The following is a 330-nucleotide window of genomic DNA, read 5'->3' on the forward strand; positions in this document are numbered from 1 at the left end:
CCACCGCTTCTGGCAGCCACCGCTTCTGGCAGCCACCGCTTCTGGCAGCCACCGCTGCCCTCGGCGAAGCCTGTGTTCGGTGGCATCGCGCCCTGCTGGCATCGCTGCCCAGCAGGCATCGCTGCCCAGGGCTCGCGCCGGATCAGGCGCTAGAGCAGAAGCACCAGCGACGTAGGCAGCAGCTGCGAGGGTGGAAGACCGGAGTCGCCCGCCAGCTCGCCCAGCAGCCGCCTCTGGCAGCAGCCGCCGCCGGCGAAGCCTGTGTTCGGTGGCACCGCCGCCTTGCTGGCACTGCCGCCTTGCTGGCACTGCCGCCTTGCTGGCACTGCC

1 protein-coding gene is annotated in these 330 nt (G+C 71.5%); it reads right to left on the reverse strand.

The window, feature by feature from the left end; translation table 11 throughout:
* Positions 1-149 precede the first annotated feature (149 nt).
* Positions 150-330: hypothetical protein (locus tag SK571_RS46280; protein WP_319990449.1), on the reverse strand; the 181-nt coding region annotated here is incomplete at its 5' end.

Origin of the sequence: Lentzea kristufekii (assembly GCF_033949925.1) — a bacterium.
Classification (GTDB): Bacteria; Actinomycetota; Actinomycetes; order Mycobacteriales; family Pseudonocardiaceae; genus Lentzea; species Lentzea kristufekii.